This is a genomic window from Agrobacterium sp. CCNWLW32 (genome assembly GCF_037083425.1).
In the GTDB taxonomy this organism is placed as follows: domain Bacteria; phylum Pseudomonadota; class Alphaproteobacteria; order Rhizobiales; family Rhizobiaceae; genus Agrobacterium; species Agrobacterium radiobacter.
Genome location: NZ_JBAOJM010000001.1, coordinates 155,766 through 178,536 on the forward strand (window position 1 = coordinate 155,766; position 22,771 = coordinate 178,536).

General features: G+C 63.4%; 25 protein-coding genes. 21 read left to right on the forward strand and 4 right to left on the reverse strand.

Going from position 1 to position 22,771, the window contains the following annotated elements; genetic code table 11:
- Nucleotides 1-87: 87 nt before the first annotated feature.
- A complete protein-coding gene (locus V6R85_RS00830) occupies nucleotides 88-1,188 on the reverse strand; it encodes a saccharopine dehydrogenase family protein (RefSeq protein WP_080866011.1) in 1,101 nt (366 codons plus the stop codon).
- 145 nt (nucleotides 1,189-1,333) lie between these two features.
- Here V6R85_RS00830 and V6R85_RS00835 point away from each other — a divergent pair, with 145 nt between their 5' ends.
- Complete coding sequence (locus V6R85_RS00835; protein WP_052817598.1) at nucleotides 1,334-1,765, forward strand: Lrp/AsnC family transcriptional regulator; 432 nt, start codon at nucleotides 1,334-1,336, stop codon at nucleotides 1,763-1,765.
- A gap of 197 nt (nucleotides 1,766-1,962) precedes the next feature.
- Here the strand turns inward: V6R85_RS00835 and V6R85_RS00840 are convergent, their stop codons facing one another.
- Nucleotides 1,963-2,331 carry a winged helix-turn-helix transcriptional regulator gene (locus tag V6R85_RS00840; RefSeq protein ID WP_003509204.1) on the reverse strand — a complete coding sequence of 123 codons (369 nt, stop codon included), beginning with the start codon at nucleotides 2,329-2,331 and terminating at the stop codon, nucleotides 1,963-1,965.
- Between the two features lie 142 nt (nucleotides 2,332-2,473).
- Here V6R85_RS00840 and V6R85_RS00845 point away from each other — a divergent pair, with 142 nt between their 5' ends.
- On the forward strand, nucleotides 2,474-3,313 hold the full coding sequence (locus V6R85_RS00845) for an SDR family oxidoreductase (protein WP_111835070.1): 840 nt from the start codon (nucleotides 2,474-2,476) through the stop codon (nucleotides 3,311-3,313).
- A gap of 23 nt (nucleotides 3,314-3,336) precedes the next feature.
- Here the strand turns inward: V6R85_RS00845 and V6R85_RS00850 are convergent, their stop codons facing one another.
- The gene (locus V6R85_RS00850; protein ID WP_162695607.1) at nucleotides 3,337-4,977 is read right to left on the reverse strand and encodes an alpha/beta hydrolase; all 1,641 of its coding nucleotides are present in this window, start codon (nucleotides 4,975-4,977) and stop codon (nucleotides 3,337-3,339) included.
- Between the two features lie 448 nt (nucleotides 4,978-5,425).
- On the opposite strand from V6R85_RS00850, the gene V6R85_RS00855 reads away from it, so the two are divergent.
- The 11 genes from V6R85_RS00855 to V6R85_RS00905 all read left to right on the forward strand — a co-directional run bounded on the left by V6R85_RS00855 (nucleotide 5,426) and on the right by V6R85_RS00905 (nucleotide 14,019).
- A complete protein-coding gene (locus tag V6R85_RS00855; protein ID WP_080866012.1) occupies nucleotides 5,426-5,938 on the forward strand; it encodes a hypothetical protein in 513 nt (170 codons plus the stop codon).
- 3 nt (nucleotides 5,939-5,941) lie between these two features.
- Nucleotides 5,942-7,201, forward strand: a complete 1,260-nt coding sequence (locus V6R85_RS00860; RefSeq protein WP_162695605.1) for a DNA-packaging protein — start codon at nucleotides 5,942-5,944, stop codon at nucleotides 7,199-7,201.
- Between the two features lie 445 nt (nucleotides 7,202-7,646).
- Entirely contained in the window at nucleotides 7,647-8,285 is a 639-nt protein-coding gene (locus V6R85_RS00865) for a hypothetical protein (protein WP_111835068.1), read from the forward strand.
- Nucleotides 8,286-8,344: 59 nt separating this feature from the next.
- Nucleotides 8,345-8,653, forward strand: a complete 309-nt coding sequence (locus V6R85_RS00870; RefSeq protein ID WP_031233658.1) for a Dabb family protein — start codon at nucleotides 8,345-8,347, stop codon at nucleotides 8,651-8,653.
- A 254-nt stretch (nucleotides 8,654-8,907) separates the two neighbouring features.
- Nucleotides 8,908-10,074: a phage portal protein gene (locus V6R85_RS00875; protein ID WP_003509188.1), complete on the forward strand. Its 1,167-nt coding sequence runs from the start codon at nucleotides 8,908-8,910 to the stop codon at nucleotides 10,072-10,074.
- 195 nt (nucleotides 10,075-10,269) lie between these two features.
- Nucleotides 10,270-10,590, forward strand: coding sequence for a DUF6107 family protein (locus V6R85_RS00880; protein WP_003509186.1), 321 nt, complete (start codon nucleotides 10,270-10,272; stop codon nucleotides 10,588-10,590).
- 28 nt (nucleotides 10,591-10,618) lie between these two features.
- A complete protein-coding gene (locus tag V6R85_RS00885; RefSeq protein WP_003509185.1) occupies nucleotides 10,619-11,227 on the forward strand; it encodes an HK97 family phage prohead protease in 609 nt (202 codons plus the stop codon).
- A gap of 30 nt (nucleotides 11,228-11,257) precedes the next feature.
- Nucleotides 11,258-12,526: a phage major capsid protein gene (locus tag V6R85_RS00890; protein ID WP_111835067.1), complete on the forward strand. Its 1,269-nt coding sequence runs from the start codon at nucleotides 11,258-11,260 to the stop codon at nucleotides 12,524-12,526.
- 192 nt (nucleotides 12,527-12,718) lie between these two features.
- Nucleotides 12,719-13,288 (forward strand): head-tail connector protein, encoded by a 570-nt coding sequence (locus V6R85_RS00895; RefSeq protein WP_111835066.1) that lies wholly within the window; start codon nucleotides 12,719-12,721, stop codon nucleotides 13,286-13,288.
- A gap of 3 nt (nucleotides 13,289-13,291) precedes the next feature.
- Nucleotides 13,292-13,627, forward strand: a complete 336-nt coding sequence (locus V6R85_RS00900) for a phage head closure protein (protein WP_111835065.1) — start codon at nucleotides 13,292-13,294, stop codon at nucleotides 13,625-13,627.
- Nucleotides 13,624-14,019: a DUF3168 domain-containing protein gene (locus V6R85_RS00905; RefSeq protein ID WP_111835064.1), complete on the forward strand. Its 396-nt coding sequence runs from the start codon at nucleotides 13,624-13,626 to the stop codon at nucleotides 14,017-14,019. Before V6R85_RS00900 ends, V6R85_RS00905 begins: the two co-directional genes overlap by 4 nt.
- A gap of 7 nt (nucleotides 14,020-14,026) precedes the next feature.
- On the opposite strand, the gene V6R85_RS00910 is transcribed toward V6R85_RS00905, so the two are convergent.
- On the reverse strand, nucleotides 14,027-15,226 hold the full coding sequence (locus V6R85_RS00910) for an MFS transporter (RefSeq protein ID WP_162695604.1): 1,200 nt from the start codon (nucleotides 15,224-15,226) through the stop codon (nucleotides 14,027-14,029).
- Between the two features lie 90 nt (nucleotides 15,227-15,316).
- Between V6R85_RS00910 and V6R85_RS00915 the strand changes: the two genes are divergently transcribed.
- The 8 genes from V6R85_RS00915 to V6R85_RS00950 all read left to right on the forward strand — a co-directional run bounded on the left by V6R85_RS00915 (nucleotide 15,317) and on the right by V6R85_RS00950 (nucleotide 22,752).
- Entirely contained in the window at nucleotides 15,317-15,724 is a 408-nt protein-coding gene (locus V6R85_RS00915; RefSeq protein ID WP_112958571.1) for a phage major tail protein, TP901-1 family, read from the forward strand.
- Nucleotides 15,724-16,083, forward strand: a complete 360-nt coding sequence (locus tag V6R85_RS00920; RefSeq protein WP_087743626.1) for a gene transfer agent family protein — start codon at nucleotides 15,724-15,726, stop codon at nucleotides 16,081-16,083. Before V6R85_RS00915 ends, V6R85_RS00920 begins: the two co-directional genes overlap by 1 nt.
- Complete coding sequence (locus V6R85_RS00925; protein ID WP_087743628.1) at nucleotides 16,080-16,289, forward strand: rcc01693 family protein; 210 nt, start codon at nucleotides 16,080-16,082, stop codon at nucleotides 16,287-16,289. The genes V6R85_RS00920 and V6R85_RS00925 overlap by 4 nt, the downstream gene beginning before the upstream one ends.
- A 68-nt stretch (nucleotides 16,290-16,357) precedes the next feature.
- Nucleotides 16,358-16,939 carry a phage tail tape measure protein gene (locus V6R85_RS00930; RefSeq protein WP_020809574.1) on the forward strand — a complete coding sequence of 194 codons (582 nt, stop codon included), beginning with the start codon at nucleotides 16,358-16,360 and terminating at the stop codon, nucleotides 16,937-16,939.
- Between the two features lie 48 nt (nucleotides 16,940-16,987).
- On the forward strand, nucleotides 16,988-17,626 hold the full coding sequence (locus V6R85_RS00935; RefSeq protein WP_111817284.1) for a TIGR02217 family protein: 639 nt from the start codon (nucleotides 16,988-16,990) through the stop codon (nucleotides 17,624-17,626).
- Nucleotides 17,623-18,507, forward strand: coding sequence for a DUF2163 domain-containing protein (locus tag V6R85_RS00940; protein WP_111834250.1), 885 nt, complete (start codon nucleotides 17,623-17,625; stop codon nucleotides 18,505-18,507). Before V6R85_RS00935 ends, V6R85_RS00940 begins: the two co-directional genes overlap by 4 nt.
- The gene (locus V6R85_RS00945) at nucleotides 18,504-18,938 is read left to right on the forward strand and encodes a C40 family peptidase (RefSeq protein ID WP_107675291.1); all 435 of its coding nucleotides are present in this window, start codon (nucleotides 18,504-18,506) and stop codon (nucleotides 18,936-18,938) included. Before V6R85_RS00940 ends, V6R85_RS00945 begins: the two co-directional genes overlap by 4 nt.
- Nucleotides 18,939-18,954: 16 nt before the next feature.
- Nucleotides 18,955-22,752: a baseplate multidomain protein megatron gene (locus V6R85_RS00950; RefSeq protein WP_112958570.1), complete on the forward strand. Its 3,798-nt coding sequence runs from the start codon at nucleotides 18,955-18,957 to the stop codon at nucleotides 22,750-22,752.
- Nucleotides 22,753-22,771 lie beyond the last annotated feature (19 nt).

A 22,771-nucleotide genomic window follows, 5' to 3' on the forward strand; every position in this document is an offset into this window, starting at 1 on the left:
CCAAGGACTTGAGCTGGCTGGATACCGGCTCGAGGCCGGTATGACGGAGGAATGGGAGGAGATATTTTCTCGCCCGGTTTATATTTCTCACCCAACCCGCGCCAGCGGCTCATGCGAGCCATAATACCGGCCAAACCGGTTTTCGAGGAACTTCGGCAGCGCCACTTCCTCCTGTCGCACGAAGCCCTTCTGCGGCAGGGCGCCTTCCGCGAGCAGGTCGAGAACCGTGCAGATGCCGGCGGCGGTAGTGATCTGGATGGCGCTCATCATGCGGCCGGAAACCGGGCCGGCATAGACCTTGTTGGCATAGGTTTCCTGCAGGAAGCGGCCGTTGCGGGTGCCGCAGACGGTGACGAAGACGATGACCACATCCTGCATGGTGCCGGGCAGGGCGTTTTCGAACAGGTCCTTCAGCACATCGCGGCGGTTGCGCAGGTTGAGGTCGTTCAAAAGCGCCTTCATGATCGCCACATGGCCGGGATAACGGATAGTGCGGTAGTTCATGGTCCGCACCTTGCCTTCCAGCGTCGCGCAAAGCGTACCGAGACCGCCCGAGGTGTTGAACGCCTCGTAGGTGATGCCATCGAGCGAGAACTCCTCGCGCTCCTCAAGGGCCGGAACGGCGGTGAGGCGGCCTTCGACGATCGCTTCGCAGGGCTCGATATATTCGTTGATCAGCCCGTCGGTGCTCCAGGTGAGGTTGTAGTTGAGCGCATTGGACGGATATTGCGGCAGAGCGCCGACGCGCATGCGCACGCTGTCCAGCTTGTCGAACTTGGCGGCGAGATCGGCAGCGACGATGGAGATGAAGCCGGGGGCGAGGCCGCATTGCGGAATGAGCGCGGTTTCGGCCGTTTCCGCCAGCGCCTTGACCTTGCGGGTGGATTCCACGTCTTCGGTGAGATCGAGATAATGCGTGCCGACGGCAACGGCCGCTTCGGCAATACCCGCCGTCAGGTGGAAGGGGGCGGCGGAGAGCACGGCGAATTTGCCTTTTAGCAGTGCTTCCAGAGCGGGACGGTCGGTAATGTCGACGATTTCGGTATCGACCCGTTCATGCGCCGGCACATTGGCCAGCTGATCGGCCGAACGGTCGGCGACGGTGATGCGATAATCGCCTGATGCGGCCAGCATCCAGGCGATTGCCGAACCGATATTGCCCGCGCCGATGACGACAATGTTTTTCATGTTTTTGTTCCCCGCAGTAAATTCGCATGTCTGCGCACCGGATGCGCTTTAAAGACAGAATGCCAGCTTTTTTTGACGATTCGCAGCTTCACTATGTGCGGATAGAGGGTTAATATTGAGCAATTAGACGACAGGATTGGTCACTATGACGATTGCCGACAAGGACCGGGCGCTGCTCGCCCTGCTTTCCGAAAATGCCCGCATGCCGGTGGCAGAACTGGCGCGCAAACTCGGCCTTTCGCGCACCACGGTGCAGGCCCGCATTGAGCGGCTGGAGGCGGACGGGGTGATTGCCGGTTATGGTCTGAGGCTTTCGGAAAGCTATCTTTCCGGGCTGGTGCGCGCCCATGTGCTGATCACCATTGCACCCAAGGCGCTGCCTGGCGTGACGGCGGCACTTGCCGCCATCAAGGAGGTGACGACGCTGCATTCGGTGAGCGGGACCTTCGATCTCATCGCCATTCTGGCCGCTCCTTCGATCCTTGACCTCGACCGGTTGATCGACAGGATCGGCGCGCTTGACGGCGTGGAGCGGACGTTGTCGTCGATCATTCTTTCGACGCGGATTTCACGGTAGGGATTTGGGGAGTGCGACAGGCGCAGCGCTGATGGTTATTCCGGACGCTCTCTCCTTCCTCATCCCTGTGCTTGTCACAGGGATCCACCAACGCGCGTCTGCGCGGCGGGAAGGGTCCTTTCAGCCCAAGGACTTGGGCTGGCTGGATTCCTGTGACAAGCACAGGAATGAGGGAGGTTAAGGACGGTGACCTTACCCTAAACCACCGCCCGCTCATCATAAGCCCTCTGCGCCGCCATCACCGCGTCGATATTGCCCTCCGCCCAATGGGCAAGCGCCGCCACCGTGTCGGTCAGCGTCCGCCCCAGCGGCGTCAGCGAATATTCGACCGTCACCGGCACAGTCGGAAAGACCTGCCTCGAAATCAGCCCGTCGCGTTCGAGCTTCTTGAGCGTCTGCGACAGGACCTTTTGCGAAATGCCCTTGATCTCCCGCCGCAGCAGGTTGAAACGCACCGCTTCCACCCGCAGCCGGTCGAGGATCAGCAGCGCCCATTTGTCGGCGATCCTGTCCAGCACCATGCGGGTGGGGCAGCGGTCTTCATAGACGTCATAGATACGTTCCATGGGTTTGTTCCGTTGTTTCAGGGCCATCCCGGTTTCTGCGAGGATACCAGATAACCGAAAAGTGCTCTCTTTTCATGATTTCGCAAACGCAGTACCTGTGTTTTCGAAACATGGTTTCCATTAGATACTACGGAGATTTGAGATGACAGGCAAGATACTCGTAATCGGTTCGACAGGCACCATCGGCACGCCGCTGGTGAAAGCGCTGCTTTCCAAAGGCGAAAGCGTTAAGGCGGCCTCGCGTAGCGGCAACGCCACGGGCGGCGCGGAAGGCGTGCGTTTCGATTATACCGACGCATCGACTTATGCGGATGCCTTCGATGGCGTTGACCGTCTGTTCCTCATCCTGGCTGGCGGTCGTCTGGATGCCATCGACGCGCTGACGCCCGTTGTCGAGGAGGCCGCGCGCCGCAAGGTGAAGATCGTGTTCCTCAGCGTCCTCGGCGTCGATGCCGATGATTCCATTCCCTATCGCCAGATCGAGCTGAAGATCATTGCGTCGGGCACGCCTTACGTCATCCTGCGCCCCAACTGGTTCGCCGATAATTTCCACAGCTACTGGAAGGCGGGCATCGACCATGGCCAGATCGCCGTTCCGGCAGGCGAGGGCAAGTCGAGCTTTATCGATGTTCGCGATATCGCCGACAGCGCCGCCGCCGCGCTGACCTCTGACGCCTTCAATGGCAAGGCTTTCAACCTGACGGGTCCGAAAGCCCTGGGTTACGGCGAAGCGGCCGCGCTGATTTCGCAGGCGATCGGCAAGCCGGTTTCTTACGCTGCCGTTTCGGATGAGGTCTTCATCGGCATTCTCACCGGCGCGGGCGTGCCGCAGGACTACGCCTCGTTCCTCGCCTCGATCTTTTATCCCGTGCGCGAAGGCTGGACGGCCGTGGTGACTGGCGATGTCGAAACGTTGACCGGCCATGCGCCGCGTTCACTGGAGACCTATATCGCCGACAATCTGGACCGGCTGAAGGGCTGAGGCTCCAGGCGAGCCCGCCGCGCTCACGCCGGATCGGTGGAACCGCGGCGGGCTTTGAAGAGCATCTTCAGCCGCTGGATTTCCTCAGGGCTCCAGCCACCCGGCGCGGTTACTTCCGTCCATGCATCGATATAATGTTCCGGCGCATAGACATGGCCGTAACCGATCGGTGCCGTGGTGGCGGCGGCGACATCGAGACCGAGCTGCAGCAGGGTGACGACCGGGAACCAGCGGAAGGATGTGGAAACGTCAGGCCCGTGATGCACCATCCATTGCGGCCGCCGGTAAAGTGAGGCGGCCTCGAAGAAGGTTATGGGGTCGCTGGCATATTGCAGATAGACGATCCGCATCGGCCCCCATTCCGCATCGGGCATATGGGCTGTCGTATATTGGTTGGCGAAGCGGATGACGGAGGAATCGCGGAAACGCGGCAGCCATTCCGGCGTGCCCTTCACCCGGCCATTGGTGGCCATGCGCCATGTCGGGCTGGAAAAGGGCGGACCGCTCCACAACGCGCCCTGGAAGGGGTCTGCCAGCACATCGTAGAGATCGGAAGATTTCTGCGAATTGAGCGAACCGAGGCTGAGGCCATGCAGGTAAAGCTTCGGCCGCGTTTCCTTCGGCAGCGTGGTCCAGTAGCCGTAGACGGCCTCGAACAAAGCGCGTGCCGTCTCGACACCGTAATCCGGCTCCGTCAGCAAGGCGATCCAGCTGGAAAGATAGGAATATTGCACGGCGACGCTGGCGATATCGCCGTCATGCAGATATTCGACCGTATCGAGTGCTTCCGGATCGATCCAGCCGGTGCCGGTGGGAATGACCACCACAAGCACCTTGCGTTCGAAACCGCCGACCCGTTTCAATTCCGCCAGCGCCAAGGCCGCTCTTTCTTCCGGCGTCGAAGCCGAGTTGAGGCCCGCATAGACCCTGAGCGGCTCCTTTGCCGGGCGATGGGTAAAGGCGGATATGTCTGCGCCATCAGGGCCTTCGGCGACGAATTCGCGGCCGCGTCGGCCGAGCGATTCCCACGCCATCAGCGAGGCGCTGCTGCCGGTCTTGAGCGGATCGGAAGGGCGCGGCACGTCAGGCTCGATCAGCGCATCCACCTGTTTCAGCGAAGAATCCGCAAATCTGAGACCGATATCGAAGATCAGCCCGTTCAGCAGCATCCATGAGAGGACGATTGCTGCCGCGATGCCGAGCACATTGGCAAGTCTGCGCGGCAGGAAATGACCGCTGCGCGCCGCAAAGAACCGGCGGATAAGCTGGAAAAGCCGGCCTGCGCCGATAAGTACGGCGGCGACCAGCACGGCAAGGCCGCCGGTCTTGGTGGGGTGGGCGCTGGGCAGCGGATCGAGCTCCATCAGAACGCGGATGGAATTCTGCCAGTCCTTCGCCTGCCATAAAAACGCGATTGCGGTGATGGCGGCGGCGAGCGCGATGAGAAAGCGAATGCCGCGCATATTGTGGCGCGAGGGCTCGGGCAGTTCGAGATAGGCCCAGACGGCATGCAGGGCGACACCGATCAAATAACCGATGGCAAAGGAAAAGCCGCACAGCACACCCTGCATCAGCCAGGTTCGCGGCAGGAGCGACGGGGTAAGTGAGGCGCAGAACAGAATAGCGCCAAAGACGATGCCGGTTGCCGAAAGGCCCGCAAACAACCGCCCAACCCATTGTTTCACCAACTTGACTCGCCCCTTCTGCTCACCATCCGGCGTCGAGTGTAATATGTGGCGGACGAGGGTGCAAATCCTGTGGTGAGGACAAAAATCACGATGATAGGAAAATAATCCTTTACAGCGTGACGGTGGTTTGATAGTGTTTGGCTACAGTCGGAGATTTGCGGCTGGGTCGCGGTTGGTTCAGAAATATCAGAGCGCTGGATTTTACGAATAACAAGGCTTTGCTCTCTTCCCTCATTCCTGTGCTTGTCACAGGAATCCAGCTAGCCCAAGTCCTTGGGCTGAAAAGCCTCCCTCCGCCGCGCGGACGCGCGTCGACTGGATTCCTGTGACAAGCACAGGAATGAGGGCTGTGGGGAGGCGCCACCCGCAAATGAACCGCGTCGCATGCCCATGTTCATCTCCATTTCCCTCCCAGGCCAATCCGATGACTAATGCTCATAATTGCGACCCGGCGCTCTACGGAGCCTGGCCGGACAGGCCTGCTTATGCGGATGAGGCCGCGCCTGAGATCAAATCGCGGGCAGACAGGCTGGCCGCCGAAGATGCGGCGCGCAACGGCAGTCTGCGGCAGTTGCTGAACGAGCTGACGGAGGAGATGCGCGATCAAGTCTGCATGTATCGCAATCTTCGGCAGTCGGGCGAGGCGGGGCTTTTGCCTGATGCCGACGACACGGAAGGCAAGCAGGCCCGTGCCGATGTGAAAGTTGCAACGGATCAGCTGTCGCTCATCGTCCGCACTCTGGAGCGGATCGACGCGCTGCAACGGGTGCTGGCGGAAGAGCGGCAAGCGCTGATGGGCGAGGATGAAAACGATACGCAGGATTATGAGGCGGCGGTGGCGCATTTCCTCAAACGCATCGACGAGCTGGCCGAGCAGAAATGCCGCGAGAGGCTGGAGGTGATGGCAGCGTCCGGCACTCCGGCGGGGTCTGATTGAGGCATGGCGGACGTTTTGACCGAAGTGAGCCTTCAGGCACAGGTCTTCAACCTCCTGCGCGACTGGCGCTTCATCGGCAACCTGCCGCAGCAGCCGCCGGAAGGCGACTGGCGGACATGGCTGCTGATCGGCGGGCGTGGTTCCGGCAAGACCCGAGCCGGGGCGGAATGGGTGCATCATGTCGCCTCCGCCGGCAAGCAGTCGGATTTGCGCATCGCGCTCGTCGCCGAGACGCTGGGCGACGCCCGCGAGGTGATGATCGACGGCATTTCCGGCATCTGCCGCATCGCCCGCCGCCATCGCCCCGCCTTCGAGGTGTCGCGCCGGCGGCTGCTCTGGCCGAATGGCGCGATGGCGCAGGTGTTTTCCTCGGAAGACCCGGAAAGCCTGCGTGGCCCGCAATTCCACATGGCCTGGGCGGATGAGTTCGGCAAATGGAAATATCCGCAGGAAACCTGGGACATGCTGCAATTCGGCCTGCGTCTGGGTGAGGTCCCCCGGCAATTGGTGACCACCACGCCGCGGCCCATTCCGCTGCTGAAGGCGCTTCTCGCCGATCCCTCGACACGGGTGGCGCGAATGCCGACGGCGATGAATGCGCGGAATCTCTCGCCCGGTTTTCTGAAAGCCATGCAGGACCGTTACGGCGGCACGCGGCTGGGGCGTCAGGAAATCGGCGGCGAATTGATCGATGAGCGCGAGGGCGCGCTGTGGAAACGCGCCGATCTGGAAGCGATCATCGATGCGGGACATGAACCGCTTGCGCGCATCGTCGTGGCGGTAGATCCGCCCGCAGGTGCCGGTGAACATTCCTGCTGCGGCATTGTCGTGGCGGGGCTCGGCATATCCGGGCGTCTTACGGTGCTGGCAGATTGTTCGGTGGAGGGTGAAACGCCGGCCGGCTGGGCCCGCGCCGTGGTCGCCGCCTTTCGCGGCCACGAGGCGGACCGGGTCGTTGCAGAAGTCAATCAGGGCGGAGAGATGGTTCGGGCCATGCTGCAGAGCGTGGACGCCAACCTGCCGCTGACACTGGTGCGGGCAAGCCGCGGCAAGTTCACCCGCGCCGAACCGGTTGCGGCACTCTACGAGCAGGGCAGGGTGTGCCACGCCGCACGGTTTGAAAAGCTCGAAGACCAGATGACGGATTTCGGGCCGGATGGTCTTTCTTCAGGACGCTCGCCGGACCGGCTGGATGCGCTCGTCTGGGCGATCACGGCGTTGACGACCATGGTGGTGAGTGAACCGAAGGTGCGGGGGATGTGAGGTCAGCGACGATTGGCTCCCGTGAATGAGAGCAATTACCGGTCGAGCGGATGCCGCCTGTTTCCTCTCCCCGGCGGGGAGAAGAAAAGCGGGGTACCGTCAACGCCCGAATTCGGGCGTCTGGCGGATATTACTTCTTCGGGGATTGTGCCGGTTTCGGCTGGGAGCCGGTTTCGCGCATCTGGCGCCACTCGTTTTCGAGCCGGTCATAAACGGTCTGGGGGATTGTCGCTGTCATGGCATTCCTCCTTGAATGGTTAACGCTGCAGGATTGCGCGGTGAATGGAGTTAGCGCGCTAAGGTTCCGGAATTCAAGGAATTTTTTACCCCAAAACCACGGGGCGCGGATTAAAATCGATTAAGGTTTTTTCAAATCGATTTAGTTCCGGCGACTGTCATGTGGAAAAACCCGGCGTCATATCGCCCATCATTTTCAGGAGCAGTCATGGCTTATGACGAGGCGCGATTCTTCGCGTCGGCGCGGATTTCTATTTTTCGCGGTCGCCTGCGCACCGCCCAGCTTGCCGGCACGAAAACGATGCTGGCAGGGTTCGAAAAGGCGATGCCGGGCGGCGATCCGCGCTGGCTCGCCTATATGCTGGCGACGGCCTTTCACGAGACGGCAGCGACCATGCAGCCCGTGCGCGAAACCCTGGCGGCAAGCGACGCGGAAGCGATGACAAGGCTCGACCGCGCCTTTGCGGCGGGCAGGTTGCCCATGGTGCGCAAGCCCTATTGGCGGCCGGACACCGAGGGTAAGAGCTGGCTGGGGCGCGGCTTCGTGCAGCTGACGCATCGGCGCAATTACGAGGCCATGTCGGCGCTGACTGGCGTTGACCTTCTGGAGCGGCCGGAGCGGGCCATGGAGGCGGAGGTGGCCACCACGATCCTGATTCACGGCATGTCGGGCGGCGGCTTCACCGGCCGCAGGCTCTCAGATTTCTTCAGCGACAGGTGCGAGGATTGGGATGGTGCCCGGGCCATCATCAATGGCAGCGACAGGGCGCGGCTTGTAGGCGGTTACGGGCGCGCATTTCATCACGCGCTTGTCGCTGCCCGGATTGAACCCGGGCGGGCCAGATGATAACCCGTTACCCGGTACCGAAAAGGCCGCCTTTTTAAGTTTGCATGACAGGTGACACCGTGATCCGCCATATCGTCTTTTTCACCGTTCCCGAGGAAAACCGCGACGCCGTGCGCAAGGGGCTTTCCGGCCTCACCGCGATACCGCATTCGCTGAAACTGGAAATCGGCGAGAACGTGAAGAAGGACCAATGGGGCAACTCGGTCGATTTCATCGTCTATGGCGAGTTCGAAAACGAGGCGGCGCTGGCGGCTTACAAGGCCGATCCCGCCTATGATCTTTCGACCCGCACGGTAAAGCCGCTGCGCGAGACCCGCGTTGCCGCAGATTTCGACAGCGATACGGCGGTGAAAGCGCCGATCCGGTAACGTCCGCTTCCGCCTGCGAAGGTGGCTCGCATCCGCACGTAGTCTACTGATAACGGGCGCAAATCTTTCCTTTGTCGTAGGGCTGAGGCCCCATCTCCCTCATTCCTGTGCTTGTCACAGGAATCCAGCCGACGCGCGTCTGCGCGGCGAAAGGACTCTTCCCAGCCCAAAGACTTGGGCTGGCTGGATCCCTGTGAAAGCACAGGGATGAGGGGCATCGGGACTTGAGCGGCCATCAAAACAAGGACAACTCCATGCGATTTCCCTTTTCCCTGCCGCGCAAGCGCCCGGCGGATGGCAGAGCCGTGCCTGAAAGCCGGAAAATGGCTGATGGCTTCATGGCGGTGGCGGTGCAGGGCGGGCAGGCCTTCTGGTCCGGCCGGTCCTATGCCGCACTTGCCCGCGAAGGTTTCATGAAAAACCCGGTGGCGCACCGCGCCGCCCGCATGGTGGCGGAAACATCCGCCTCGGTCAGCTGGCTGCTCTATGATGGCGAAGAGGAACTGGCCGATCATCCGCTGCTGGCGCTGCTTTTAAAACCGAGCGCCCATATGGGTGGGCCGGATTTTTTCGAGGCGCTTTATGGCCACCTCATGCTGGCCGGAAATGCCTATATCGAGCCGTTAACGGTGGGTGGGCAGTTGCGTGAACTGCATCTCCTGCGGCCCGACCGGGTGAGCATCGTCGAAGGATCGGACGGCTGGCCGGTGGCCTTTGATTACCGTGCCGAGGGCCGGGCATCCCGGCGCATCGCCGCCGAGCGCGACGGGCTAGGGCTGTTGCACCTGAAACTCTTTCATCCGCTGGATGATCGGGCGGGTTTTGCACCGCTCGCTTCCGCAGGGGCCGCGCTTGATCTGCACAATGCCGCAAGCCAGTGGAACAAGCGCCTGCTCGACAATTCCGCCCGGCCTTCCGGGGCGCTGGTCTACCAGCCGAAGGAAGGCGGCAATCTCTCCACCGAGCAATATGAGCGGCTGAAGCGTGAGCTGGAGGAAGGTTATCAGGGGGCGATGAATGCCGGCCGTCCGCTGTTGCTGGAAGGCGGGCTGGACTGGAAGGCCATGGGTCTTTCGCCGCGCGACATGGATTTTCTGGAGGCCCGCAACGGCGCGGCGCGCGATATCGCGCTCTCGCTCGGCGTGCCGCCGATGCTGATCGGCATTCCCGGCGACAATACCTATGCCAATTACCAGGAGGCGAACCGCGCCTTTTATCGTCTGACCGTCCTGCCGCTCGTTTATCGCACGGCGGCGAGGCTCTGCGGCTGGCTTTCTCCGGTCTTCGGCTCGGGGTTGAGGCTCGAACCTGATCTCGACCGGATTGCCGGGCTTGCCGGCGAGCGGGATGCGCTCTGGGCACGCATCGGCGCGGCCTCGTTCCTGAGTGACGAAGAAAAGCGCGAAGCCGTCGGTTATTGATCACCGACCCGGCGGGATCGAAGCCCCGGCCTCGTGTTCAATCATTTTCTGAAGAAGCGGAATCTCCCTGTGAGGTCTTCTGCCCAAGCGATTCCGAAGACTCACAAAATCACCCGGCGCAGGCGCGCAAAAAGCGCCTGCGTGCGACGCGGCGCGTCCGCCCGATAACAACATCCTAGAACGGAATGATTACCCATGTCTGAATTCGCCAATGAGGCCGGCATCTGGGCCGCCCGCATCACCGGCGCCGTGGCGGGCGCGGGTGTATCGCTCGTTTACCTCCTGCCGAAAAGCAAACGCGAGGCCGCAAGTCGTTTCATCACCGGCGTGTCCTGCGGCATGATCTTCGGCGGGCCGATCGGCCTGTGGATCGTGCAGCAGCTCGATATTGCCGGCGCGCTTTCGGGGCGGGAAATCATGGTGGCGGGGTCCGCCGCCGCCAGCATGGGGGCGTGGTGGGGGCTGGGCGTGCTGGTGCGCATCGCCGACCGTTACAGCGCCCGCCCGCGCGCCTGACACTTCCTTCACATCGCAGGAGTTTTCCATGCACGTTTATCGCGGGCCGCGTCCCGCCACGCGCAAATTCGCCAATCTGGAGCTGCGCGGCATTACCAGCGACGGCACCTTTTCCGGCTATGCCAGCGTCTTCGGCGAGATCGATCTCGGTCAGGATGTCATCGAGCGCGGGGCTTTCCGCCGCTCCATCGAGGAGCGTGGCGCGGCCGGCATCCGCATGCTCTATCAGCACGACCCTGCCGAGCCTATCGGCGCCTGGCGCACCATCCGCGAGGATGAGCGCGGCCTTTATGTGGAGGGCGTCCTCGCGCCCGGCGTCGCCCGCTCCCGCGAGGTGCATTCGCTGATGAAGACCGGCGCGCTGGACGGGCTGTCGATCGGCTTTCGCACCGTACGTTCGAGTAAAGAGGGGCGTTCCAGTAAGGATGGGCGCTCCGGCAAGGCGGCGGGCTCAGGCGTCCGGCGCATTCTGGAGGCCGATCTCTGGGAAATTTCGGTCGTGACCTTCCCGATGCTGCCGTCCGCGCGAGTTTCCGACGTCAAGCACGCCCGCTTCTTCCGCGACCGCGAGACCGAGCTGGTGCGCAACATGCGTCGCGCTGCCCGCTCGCTGTTCGACACGGCATTCAAACGCTGACTTCCGGACAATCACCCACAAGGAAACGACATGACAGAACAGATGACGAAACCGGCCCCGATGACTGTTGCACCGCAGGTGAAGGCCGTGCCCGATACGGTGACGGCCGCCTTCGATGAGTTCATGGAGGCCTTCGAGGCCTTCCGCGAAACCAACGACCAGCGGCTTGCCGATATCGAGCGCAAGATGGGGGCTGATGTCGTGACCCGCGACAAGCTCGACCGCATCGACAAGACGCTCGACGACAACCGCAGGATCATGGACGATCTGGCGCTCAGGAAAGCGCGCCCCGCACTTGGCCGCAAGGACGCGCTTTCCCACGATGCCGAGGAGCACAAGGCCGCTTTCGAGGCCTATATCCGCCGCGGTGAGGAAGGCGCGCTGCGCGATCTCGAGGCCAAGGCCTTTGCCGGCTCGACCGGAGCCGATGGCGGCTTCCTGCTGCCGAGCGAGACGGATGGCGAGATCGGCCGGCGCATGACGGCGATTTCGCCGATCCGCGCACTGGCAACCGTGCGGCAGGTTTCCGCCGCCGTGCTGAAGAAACCCTTCTCGCCCGGCGGCATGACGACCGGCTGGGTCTCCGAAACGGCGGCACGACCGCAGACGGCAACGCCGCAGCTTGCCGAGCTTTCCTTTCCAACGATGGAGCTTTACGCCATGCCGGCGGCCACGCAGGGCCTGCTGGATGACGCCGCAGTCGATATCGAGGCCTGGATTGCTTCCGAGGTGGACATCGCTTTCGCCGAACAGGAGGCCGCCGCTTTCATCGCCGGCGATGGCGCCAGCAAGCCCAAGGGTTTCCTCTCCTATACCACCGTCGCCAATGATAGCTGGAGCTGGGGTAACATCGGTTATGTCGCGACCGGCGTTTCGTCCGGCTTTGCTTCCGCCGGGCCGATGGATGTGCTGCTCGACGCCGTCTATGCGCTGAAGGCCGGCCATCGCCAGAACGGCACCTTCCTGATGAACCGCAAGACGCAAGGGGCGCTGCGCCGCTTCAAGGATACCAGCGGCGCCTATCTGTGGCACCCGCCCGCCGCCGCGGGCCAGCCGGCCTCGCTGATGGGCTTCCCGGTGACGGAAGCGGAGGACATGCCGAATGTGGCGGCCAATAGCTTTGCCATCGCCTTTGGCGATTTCCGCGCCGGCTATCTCGTCGTTGATCGCACGGGCGTGCGCATCCTGCGCGATCCCTATTCGGCCAAACCCTATGTGCTGTTCTACACCACTAAACGCGTGGGCGGCGGCGTGCAGAACTTCGAGGCGATCAAGCTGGTCAAATTCGGGGTGAATTGACCGCGGACCTTGGGGCCCTTTCTTCTCCCCGCCGGGGAGAAGATGCCCGAAGGGCAGATGAGGGGGCAACATTGCGGAATATCTCTACCGTCACCCCCTCATCCCGCTGCCGCGACCTTCTCCCCCTTGGGGAGAAGGCAACAAGCCGCCACCGCTCGCTCACTCTTTGATTGCCGTCCTTCCGGAGACCCCATGACCTATGCCCTCATTCATCCGCCGCAGACGGAGCCGCTGACGCTTGCCGAGGTCAAGGCGCATCTGCGCCTCGACAGCGACGACGAGGACGTGCTTCTTGCCGCGCTCATCCGCACCGCCCGCGAGCATCTGGAACGCACGAGCGGGCTTTGCCTCCTCCGCCAGACCTGGCGGCTTTATCTCGACCGGTGGCCGCAGACGGGCGTGATTCTGATTGGCAGGACACCGGTGCAAGCCATCGAAACGATTCTGGTTTTTGACGGTGAGGGGCATTCGGCGGATATCACCGTCGGGGAAAAATTGCTGGACGGTGCGGCGCGGCCGGCAAGGCTGTGGCTGCGCGCTCCGCCGGCTCCCGGCCGGGCGATGAACGGCATCGAGATCGATTTCATTACCGGTTACGGCGAAGCGGGAACGGATGTGCCCGACACGCTGAAACGCGCCATACTGATGCATGTGGCGCAGATGTTCGCCTTTCGCGGTGCTGTCGCCCCGGAAAACCAGCCCGCCGCCGTTCCCGCCGGCTACGAGCGGCTGGTTGCGCCCTTCTGCCGTGTGGGGCTTTGAGACATGAACCTTGTTTTTCTCGATCCCGGCAAGCTGACGGCGCGGCTGGAACTGGACGTGCGGACCGAAACGCCGGACGGGCAGGGTGGTGCTGCGGAAAGCTGGAATTTCCTGCGGTCGCTCTGGGCTGCGATCGAACCCGTTTCGGAGGCATCCCATGAACGGGCCTCGGCCGAGGGCGTGACGATCACCCACCGCGTCTGGCTGGCTTACCGCGATGACATCACCGTTGGCATGCGCTTTCGCAAGGGCCGTCGCATTCTGGCGATCCGGGCCGTGATGGACCCGGATGAGACATGTCGCTTTATCGTCTGCCGCTGCGAGGAGGAAAGCCGATGAGCGCCGCAAACCCGCTTCTTCAGGCGATTTTCGCACGGCTGACGGGCGATGCGGTGCTGACGGCGCTCATCCCCGGCGGCATTGTCGACCGGCTTCTGCCGCGCGCGGTTCTGCCATGCATCGTTATCGGCGATCTTGAAAGCAGGGATTATTCGACCGCCACGGAAAAGGCCGAGGAGCATTTCCTGTCGCTGCAGATCTGGAGCGATGCCAATGGCCGCAAGGGTGCGGGAGAGATCACCGCTCGTGTGACGAGCCTGCTCGACGATGCGGCGCTGCCGATTGCCGGGGTCTCTCTCGTCAATCTGCATCTTCTCTCCAGCCGCTCGCGCCGCGAGGCGAAGACCCGGAATTTCATCGTCGAGATGCGCTTCAGGGCGGTGACGGAGTAGTGCCGTTTCAGGCGTTCTGCCTGCGCACGGTTTTCCACAGGACGATCAGGAGCACAAACGAAATGGCGATCAGCACGGCGGCGACGCCAAGCATGGCCGCCACCCCGCCGCGGTCGAGCGCCAGCGTGAAAATAACAGGTGCAACGGCAATTGCGAGGTTCTGCGGCAGGGAGATACGCGCGGCCTGCAGCCCATATTCCTCCGGGGAAAATACCGCCAGCGGCAGCACGGCCCGGCTGACGGTGAGCACACCGGCGCCGAAACCGAAAAAAATGATGAAACCGATGAAAGCCGGCATGGCCGGGGCAAAGCCAAGCAACAGCAGCAGCGACAGCAGCAGAAGACAGAAGCCGATCATGGCGGTGAGGAAGGGGCTGCCGCGTTTCCCAAGCAGGAAATCCAGCCCGCGCGCCGTAATTGCCAGCAGGCTGCGCGCCGATGCCAGCTGGACGGCAAGCGATTGCGTTGCGCCCGCCTGAACGAGCAGCAGCGGCAGGAGCGGCGACAGGCCGAAGGTCGTAAAGGCGCTGATCGTCGTCGTGGCCGCCAGAAGCAGAAAAGCCCGGCGTGTATCGACTGGCGTGGATGAAAGCGCGTCGGCTTTCTGCCGCTTCGCTTCCTTGCGGGGCGGACGGTCGGGAAGGACAAAGAGATAGAGCGGCAGAAGCACGAAGAGCTGCAGACAGGCATAGAGCAGAAGTGTGCCGCGCCAGCCGAGATGTTGTTCCGCCAGCGCGGTGACGGGCAGGAAAACCGCGCCCGAAAGCCCGGTGAACAGCATCAGAAGCGTCAGCAGCCGGCCGCTTTCCGCGCCCACACGCTCCACCACGGCGGTATGGGCAGCCGTCGTCAAGCCGCAGGTTGCGGCCAGACCCATCACGCCCCAGCCGAAAAAATAGCTCGTGACACCGCCCGAAAAGGCGAGCACGGCAAAACCGGCGGCAAAGAGGACTGAGCCGGCCACCAGCACGGGCGCCGCGCCGCGACGGACGAGCATTCTTCCCAGCAGCGGGCCGCAAAGCGCGCTGATTAGCATCATGATGGTGAGGCCGGCAAAAACGATCTCGTTGCCGATCGCCAGTTCGCCGCCGATCCGTGGCGCCAGAATGGCCAGCATGTCGAAACCGCTGCCCCAGCTGATGATCTGCCCAAGCGCCAGCACGCCGATAAGGCGCACGCGGGACGTCATGGAGGCGGCGTCGGACATGGTGAGATCGCGGGGTGCGAGGTGCGGGAAACCATTTGGTAGCAGGCCCGCCGCACCCCCGCAACCGCAATTGAAACGAAAGGAAACAACATGGTGGCGCAGAAAGGCAAGGACCTGCTGCTGAAGATCGACAATGCCGGCGTCTTTGCGACCGTGGCGGGGCTGAGAACAAAACGGCTGGCCTTCAATGCGCAGGCCGTCGACGTGACGGATGCCGAAAGCGCCGGGCGCTGGCGCGAGCTTCTCGCCGGCGCTGGCGTGCAGCGGGCATCGCTCACGGCCTCCGGCATCTTCAAGGACCAGGCGAGCGATGCGCTGGTGCGCGGCGCATTTTTTGCAGGCGGCATTCCCGGCTGGCAGATCGTCATTCCCGATTTCGGCGCCATTGCCGGACCGTTCCAGATCGTCGCGCTCGAATATTCCGGCCGCCACGATGGCGAAGTGCAATTCGAGATCGCGCTGGAATCGGCCGGTCTTCTCACATTCGGAGTGCTATGATGCCTGAGCGTTTGCGTTACGGGCGGGCGAACCGCCATCGCGGCGAGATAGAAGCGCTGATAGACGGTGAAAGGCGCATCCTGTGCCTGACGCTCGGGGCTCTTGCCGAACTCGAAACCGCCTTTGAAGCCGATGACCTCACCGCGCTCGCCCAACGTTTCGCGAGCGGGCGCATGAAGGCGGCGGACATGATCCGGGTGATCGGCGCGGGACTGCGCGGCGCGGGCAACGTCTTTTCCGACGAGGATGTGGCCGCCGCCACGGTGGAAGGCGGCATTGCCGGCCATGCCGCGATCGTCGCCGATCTTTTGACCGCGACTTTCGGCGGTTTGAAAGGCGGGACGCCGCCGGACCCTTGAATGCCGCAGCAGGCGAAGCGACGTCGCGCCCATTCCCCTGGGACGCGGTGATCCATACCGGCCTGTTCCTGCTGCGGCTTTCCCCGGAAACCTTCTGGCTGATGACCCCGAGCGAATTTTTCGCGATGACGGGCGGCAACGCCGTTTCGCGCGGCCCTGACCGTCAGGCCATGGAGGGGATGATGCGGCAGTTTCCGGATGGGTGAGTTGATCTCAAAAACGAATGGCATTTCAAAATTTTGCGGCTCCGGTTTGAATCAGAAAGGCAAGCGCGATGACGGGCGAAAGATCGATTGCGGAGAACCGGGAAGAGGCGGAGGCGCTCTCGGAGGTGATGGGTGATCTCGAGCGGCGTTCCGAGCGGTTCGGTGCGGCCCTGACCTCGGCCCTGCAGGCGGCGGCGACCGGCGGCAAGGGGCTGGACGATGTGTTGCGCGGGCTTGGCCAACGGCTGTCCGGCATCGCGCTTTCGGCCGGGCTGAAACCGCTGGAGAGCATGATTGGCGATGCCGTCGGCGGGTTGTTGAACGGCGGCGGTTCGCTGTTCGCCTTTGCCGATGGCGGGGTGCCGGGGCGCAGCATCACGCCTTTTGCCGATGGCGGCGTGGTCTCCAGCCCCGCCTTTTTTCCGATGGGCGGCGGGCTTGGCCTGATGGGCGAGGCGGGGGCGGAAGCGATTTTGCCGCTGAAGCGCGGTTCGGATGGCGCCCTCGGTGTTGCCGCACCTGCGGGCGGCGGCGGGGCGCAGATCGTTTTTAACGTGACGGCGACGGATGCTGCGAGCTTCCGCAAAAGTGAAGGCCAGATCGCCGCCATGCTGGCGCGCAGCGTCGGGCGCGGCCAGCGCGGATTGTGACGCGCGCTCACTTTCCCAGACCATTGAAAAGAATCCAGGAACAACGACATGGCGGCATTTCATGAAGTGCGCTTTCCGCTGCGGCTCGCGCTCGGCGTCAGCGGCGGGCCGGTGAGGCGGACGGATATCGTCAACCTGTCCAATGGCCGGGAGAGTCGCAACCAGCGCTGGAGGAACGCCAGACGCAGCTATGACGCCGGATCCGGCATCCGCTCCGTCGCCGATCTCTATGAGGTGCTCGCCTTTTTTGAGGCGCGGCGCGGTGAGCTTTACGGCTTTCGTTTTCGCGATCCCGTGGATTTCAAATCCTGCCCGCCCGGAGAGACGCCTGCCTCGACCGATCAGAGGATTGGTACCGGCGATGGGGTGACGGCGGGTTTTCAGTTGCTGAAGACCTATGCCGATGCCGGCGGCTCCTTCACGCGGCGGATCGATAAACCCGCGGAGGGTTCGGTCATTGTTTCGGTCGAGGGGGTGAAGGCGGAAGCGGCCGATATTTCGGTCGATCACGCCACCGGCATGGTGCTCTTCCGGGCGGGGCGCGTGCCGCCCGCCGGCGCTGCAATCCGTGCCGGTTTTGAATTCGACGTGCCGGTTCGTTTCGCGATCGACCGTATCGACGTAAACCTGACCGCTTTCGAGGCGGGCCGCATTCCCTCCATTCCACTGATGGAAATCCTGCCATGAAAACCATTCCCGCCGCCCTTGCCGAGCATCTCAAGGGAGATGCGACGACCACATGCCATTGCTGGAAGGTGACACTGAAGGATGGCGTCACGATTGGTTTTACCGATCATGATGAGATGATCGTGTTCGGCGGCACCTCCTACCTTGCCGCCAGCGGCTTTGCGGCCAGCGACAGCGACAGCGAAACGGGGCTGGGCGCGAGTGCCGGGGAGGTGGCGGGCGGTTTTTCGAGCGAGGCGATTGCGGAAGACGATCTGGCCGCCGGGCGTTTCGATGGTGCGAGGGTGGAGCTTTTCCTCGTCAACTGGCAGGCGCCTGACCAGCATATGCTGCTGAACATGCGCGAGATTGGCGAGGTGACACGGGCTGGCGGGGCGTTTCGCGCCGAGCTGCGCAGCCTTGCCCATCGCCTCGGCCAGCCGCAGGGCAGGGTCTATGGGCGTCGCTGCGATGCCGCACTCGGGGACAGGCGTTGCGGTGTCGATCTCGAGCCGTTTACCGGCCATGGCAACGTTGTGGCGGTGGATGCCTCGGGCGGCCTGCTCGTGTCAGGGCTCGATGCCTTTGCCGATGGTTTTTTCAGCCGGGGAAAGCTCCGCTTTCTGGCCGGCCTGCTGGCGGCCAAGAGTTTCGACCTCGATGGCCACGAGCGGCGTGACGGCGGCGTGCATCTGTCCTTCTGGCTGCCGCCGGAACAGCTGCCTTCGCCGGGGGACACGTTTTCTGTCACCGCCGGCTGCGACAAGAGTTTCACCACTTGCCGGGCGAAATTCACCAATCATCTGAATTTCCGGGGCTTCCCGCATCTGCCGGGGGCGGATTTCGCCTATTCCTATGCGAGCGGCGGTGAGAGCCATGACGGTGGGGCGCTGTTTCCATGAGCGACACCGGCGAAAGAGTGCTGGCGCTCGCCGGAGGCTGGATCGGCACGCCCTATCGGCATCAGGCCTCGTTGAAGGGGGTCGGCTGCGACTGCCTCGGCCTCGTTCGCGGCATCTGGCGCGGAATTTACGGCCACGAACCGGAATTGCCGCCGCCCTATGCGCCTGATTGGGCTGAACGCGGCGGCGAGGACCGGTTGATGGCGGCGGCGGAACGCCATTTTCTGGCGGTTCCGCGCATGGAAGAGGCAAGGTCGGGAGACCTGCTGCTGTTTCGCTGGCGGGCCGATGCGGCGGCCAAACATCTCGGCATTCTGGCCGGGTCACAGCATTTCATCCATGCCTATGAACAGGCGGCGGTGGTGCGTTCGGCGCTGGTGCCGGGCTGGAGGCGGCGCATCGCCGGTATCTTTCGTTTTCCCGATCCCTGAGTTTTTCGAGGCGAGCATGGCGACAATCGTTTTTCAGGCGGCGGGTGCGGCGCTCGGCGGCATTTTCGGTCCTTTGGGCGCAATGATCGGCCGGGCGGCGGGGGCGCTGGCGGGTAATGCCATCGACCGCACACTGCTTTCGAACGGGCGGACGGTAACGGGCGCGCGGCTTTCGACGGCGCGCATTCCCGGGGCGGATGAGGGGGCGGCGATCAGCCGGCTTTATGGCACCGCAAGGATCGGCGGCACGCTGATCTGGGCGACGCGTTTTGAAGAAAGCATCGAGGTGGAGCGCCGCGGCGGCAAGGGCAACCGTGGCCCGAAGGTCGAAACCTTTCGCTATTTTGCCAATGTCGCCATCGGCCTGTGCGAAGGTGAGGCGGCCATGGTGCGGCGTGTCTGGGCCGATGGGCGGGAGTTGGACCTGAGCGCCATCGAGATGCGTTTTTATCCCGGCAGCGAGACGCAATTGCCCGATCCGTTGATCGAGGCGAAGCAGGGGGCGGGCAATGCGCCGGCCTTTCGCGGACTGGCCTATGTGGTGTTCGAACGCCTGCCGCTCGATAGTTATGGCAACCGTATCCCGCTGATGCAGTTCGAAGTGGTGCGGCCGGTCGGACGGCTGGAAAAAGCCATCCGCGCCATCACCGTCATCCCCGGCGCAACGGAACATGGTTACGCCACCGTGCAGGTTTCCGAACGAACGGGCATCGGCCAAAGCCGCATCATGAACCGCAATGGTTTGACCGCCGCGACGGATTGGCAGGCGGCAATCGACGAATTGCAGGCGCTCTGCCCCAATCTTGAGAGCGTGGCGCTGGTGGTGAGCTGGTTCGGCACGGATATGCGGGTGGGTGAATGCCGCATTCTGCCCGGCGTGGAGGTGGACGGCCGGGATGGGGAAACGATGCCATGGTCCGTCGCCGGTCTTTCGCGCGGCGAGGCGCATCTCGTCAGCCATCACGGCGGCGGTCCCGCCTATGGCGGTACACCCAACGACGAAAGCGTGTTGCAGGCCATCGCCGATCTCAAGGCGCGGGGTTTGCGAGTGTGCCTTTATCCCTTCGTGATGATGGATGTTCCCGTCGGTAACGGTCTTGCAGACCCCTATGGCAAAAGCGAGCAGGACGCCTATGCCTGGCGCGGGCGCATCACCTGCTTTCCCGCACCCGGCAGGGCCGGTTCTGCGGATCGCAGCGCTGGCGCACGGACGCAGGTTTCCGCCTTCTGCAATCGCCATGAAGGTTACCGGCGCATGGTGCTGCATTATGCGGCGCTGGCGGCTCGGGCGGGCGGGGTGGATGCCTTCCTGATCGGCTCGGAACTGCGCGGGCTGACGGCGCTGAGAGACGAGAATGATGCCTTTCCCTTTGTCGAGGAACTGGTGCGGTTGGCGGGCGACGTACGGGCCGTGATGGGGCCGGCGGTGAAGCTGACCTATGCGGCGGACTGGAGCGAATATTTCGGCCACCAGCCGGCAGACGGTTCGGGCGACGTGTTCTTCCACCTCGACCCGCTCTGGGCGAGCCCTGAGATCGATGCTGTTGGTATCGACAGTTACATGCCGCTCTCCGACTGGCGTGACGAGGATGCCGCGAACGGCAGTCCCGATGGCATGACCGGCCCGGATGATGCCGCCGCATTCCGTTATGCCATCACGGCAGGTGAGGGCTTCGACTGGTATTATTTCAGTGACGCAGACCGCGCAGCACGGCGGCGCACGCCGATTACGGACGGGCTGAAGGGCAAGCCTTGGGTGTTCCGCTACAAGGATATCAGGAACTGGTGGGGCAACCTCCATCACGACCGGGTGCGGGGAGTGGAGAAATCCACGCCGACCGCATGGGTGCCGGGCTCGAAGCCGATCTGGTTCACCGAACTCGGCTGCCCGGCGGTGGACAAGAGCGCGACACGCCCCAATGTCTTTCCCGATCCGAAATCGGCGGAAAACGCCTTTCCTTATTTCTCCCGCCGAAGCCGCGCCGACAGCCAGCAGCGGCGGTTTCTCGAGGCGCATCTCGACCATTGGCGTGAGGCCGCAGCGATGGTCGATGCAGACAGGGTCTATCTGTGGACCTGGGATGCACGGCCTTTTCCCGCCTTTCCGCGGAATGGCGCGGCATGGAGCGATGGGGCGAACTGGCGCACTGGCCACTGGCTGAATGGCCGGCTGGGAACGGCCATACTCGCCGATACCATCGCCGCCATCCTCACCGATCACGGCTTTTCCGCCTTCGACGTGTCCGCCGTCAGCGGTGATCTGACCGGTTATGTGCAGGGCGACGTGACCTCGGCCCGCAATCTCCTGGAGCCGCTGATGGCGGCTTTCCAGGTGGATGTGGCGGAAGATGGCGGAACCCTGCGCTTCCGCTCCCGCAACACTGCGGTTTTGCCGGTCCGCGATATTGCCGTGCTGGCCGATCTGGAGGACGAGCCGCTCTGGTCGGAAAGTCGCGGCCATGAAAGCGATTTTGCGGCAGAGGCCGTGCTGACGTCTTTCAACCCGGCGCTGGATTACGAGCAGGGGAGTGCAAGGTCCCGCCGCATCGACAATGCCGGTAGCCGGGTCATGCGGCTTGATCTCAACGCCGCCCTGCCTGCGGAAACTGCGGAGGCGGCGGTCGAGGCGCTGTTGCGCGACAACCGGCAGGCGCAGCGCAGCCTGCGCTTTGCCCTGCCGCCCTCCGAAATCACCCTCGAACCCGGCGATTGCATCCGCCTGCCGGAAGACGCCTTTCCGCAAGCGCCTTCCGGGCGGTTTCTGGTGAGCCGCATTGAGGACGGCGCGGTGCGGCAGGTGGAGGCGCGGGCCTTTTCCGCCGCCTTTTCGGTTTTCGCTGGTGGTGCGGAGGAACGGCGCAGCAACGCCGCAAGCGGTGCGGAAGGGTTCGCGCCCGAGGTACTGTTTCTTGATCTTCCCTGCCATGACGGCACCGCGCCGGAGGATTCGGCGCGGATTGCCGCCCTCGCAAAGCCCTGGCGGCCCATCATCATTTCCGCGTCGCCGGGCAGGGAAGGTTACCGGCAGCGCGTTCTGCTTGACCGGCCGGCGATGATCGGCGCGCTGGCAATGCCGCTGATATCAGGCCCTCCCGGCCGTTTCGACCGGAAAAACGCCATCCTCGTCGATCTGCCCTTCGGTGAAGTGTCGTCGGCCGCGGAGCTTTCGGTGCTGAACGGCGAGAACCGTCTCGCCATCAAGGCCGCAAACGGCGTGTGGGAAATCGTCGCTTTCGCAAAGGCCGAAGAAATCGCACCCTCACGTTGGCGGCTTTCCTCTCTCCTGCGGGGACTGGCTGGCACGGAAGACGCACTGGCCGCAGGCGCGCCAAAGGGTGCGCCGGTGGTGGTTCTGGATCAGGCGGTGCAGCCGCTGGGTCTTGCCGCGAGCGAGCGCGGACGACGCCTGAGCTGGATCGCGGAAGCTGCGGGAATGGCGGGCGCAATGAGCGGGCCTTTTGCCTTCGAGGGAGGCTTGCGGGCGCTGACGCCGCTCGCGCCGGTCCATCTTTCCGCCGAACGGCGCGGGGATGGCGTGCTGTTCAGGTGGAAACGTCGGGGCCGGGTGGAGGCCGACGGCTGGGATGCGAGCGAGATCCCGCTGGACGAGCCCTTCGAGCTTTATCGCGTCGAGGTGCTGGACGGCGAGACGGTGCGGCGAGTGGCGGAGGTTTCAGAACCCGTGTGGTTTTACCCCGCCGCAGACGAACTCACAGATTTCCCGGCCTTGCGGGATCACATTTCCGTGCGTGTCCGCCAGCTCGGCCGCGCGGTGCCCTCGGGCGTGGCGGCCAAGGCCGTTCTGCCGATCTGACATGTGTCTGAAAAACAAC

What these genes read in the sequence shown, in the direction of transcription:
- V6R85_RS00830 (WP_080866011.1), bottom strand. Translation starts at nt 1,188, where the DNA reads ATGAAAAACATTGTCGTCATCGGCGCGGGCAATATCGGTTCGGCAATC.
- V6R85_RS00835 (WP_052817598.1), top strand. Translation starts at nt 1,334, where the DNA reads ATGACGATTGCCGACAAGGACCGGGCGCTGCTCGCCCTGCTTTCCGAA.
- V6R85_RS00840 (WP_003509204.1), bottom strand. Translation starts at nt 2,331, where the DNA reads ATGGAACGTATCTATGACGTCTATGAAGACCGCTGCCCCACCCGCATG.
- V6R85_RS00845 (WP_111835070.1), top strand. Translation starts at nt 2,474, where the DNA reads ATGACAGGCAAGATACTCGTAATCGGTTCGACAGGCACCATCGGCACG.
- V6R85_RS00855 (WP_080866012.1), top strand. Translation starts at nt 5,426, where the DNA reads ATGACTAATGCTCATAATTGCGACCCGGCGCTCTACGGAGCCTGGCCG.
- V6R85_RS00860 (WP_162695605.1), top strand. Translation starts at nt 5,942, where the DNA reads ATGGCGGACGTTTTGACCGAAGTGAGCCTTCAGGCACAGGTCTTCAAC.
- V6R85_RS00865 (WP_111835068.1), top strand. Translation starts at nt 7,647, where the DNA reads ATGGCTTATGACGAGGCGCGATTCTTCGCGTCGGCGCGGATTTCTATT.
- V6R85_RS00875 (WP_003509188.1), top strand. Translation starts at nt 8,908, where the DNA reads ATGCGATTTCCCTTTTCCCTGCCGCGCAAGCGCCCGGCGGATGGCAGA.
- V6R85_RS00880 (WP_003509186.1), top strand. Translation starts at nt 10,270, where the DNA reads ATGTCTGAATTCGCCAATGAGGCCGGCATCTGGGCCGCCCGCATCACC.
- V6R85_RS00885 (WP_003509185.1), top strand. Translation starts at nt 10,619, where the DNA reads ATGCACGTTTATCGCGGGCCGCGTCCCGCCACGCGCAAATTCGCCAAT.
- V6R85_RS00890 (WP_111835067.1), top strand. Translation starts at nt 11,258, where the DNA reads ATGACAGAACAGATGACGAAACCGGCCCCGATGACTGTTGCACCGCAG.
- V6R85_RS00895 (WP_111835066.1), top strand. Translation starts at nt 12,719, where the DNA reads ATGACCTATGCCCTCATTCATCCGCCGCAGACGGAGCCGCTGACGCTT.
- V6R85_RS00900 (WP_111835065.1), top strand. Translation starts at nt 13,292, where the DNA reads ATGAACCTTGTTTTTCTCGATCCCGGCAAGCTGACGGCGCGGCTGGAA.
- V6R85_RS00905 (WP_111835064.1), top strand. Translation starts at nt 13,624, where the DNA reads ATGAGCGCCGCAAACCCGCTTCTTCAGGCGATTTTCGCACGGCTGACG.
- V6R85_RS00910 (WP_162695604.1), bottom strand. Translation starts at nt 15,226, where the DNA reads ATGTCCGACGCCGCCTCCATGACGTCCCGCGTGCGCCTTATCGGCGTG.
- V6R85_RS00915 (WP_112958571.1), top strand. Translation starts at nt 15,317, where the DNA reads ATGGTGGCGCAGAAAGGCAAGGACCTGCTGCTGAAGATCGACAATGCC.
- V6R85_RS00920 (WP_087743626.1), top strand. Translation starts at nt 15,724, where the DNA reads ATGCCTGAGCGTTTGCGTTACGGGCGGGCGAACCGCCATCGCGGCGAG.
- V6R85_RS00930 (WP_020809574.1), top strand. Translation starts at nt 16,358, where the DNA reads ATGACGGGCGAAAGATCGATTGCGGAGAACCGGGAAGAGGCGGAGGCG.
- V6R85_RS00935 (WP_111817284.1), top strand. Translation starts at nt 16,988, where the DNA reads ATGGCGGCATTTCATGAAGTGCGCTTTCCGCTGCGGCTCGCGCTCGGC.
- V6R85_RS00940 (WP_111834250.1), top strand. Translation starts at nt 17,623, where the DNA reads ATGAAAACCATTCCCGCCGCCCTTGCCGAGCATCTCAAGGGAGATGCG.
- V6R85_RS00945 (WP_107675291.1), top strand. Translation starts at nt 18,504, where the DNA reads ATGAGCGACACCGGCGAAAGAGTGCTGGCGCTCGCCGGAGGCTGGATC.
- V6R85_RS00950 (WP_112958570.1), top strand. Translation starts at nt 18,955, where the DNA reads ATGGCGACAATCGTTTTTCAGGCGGCGGGTGCGGCGCTCGGCGGCATT.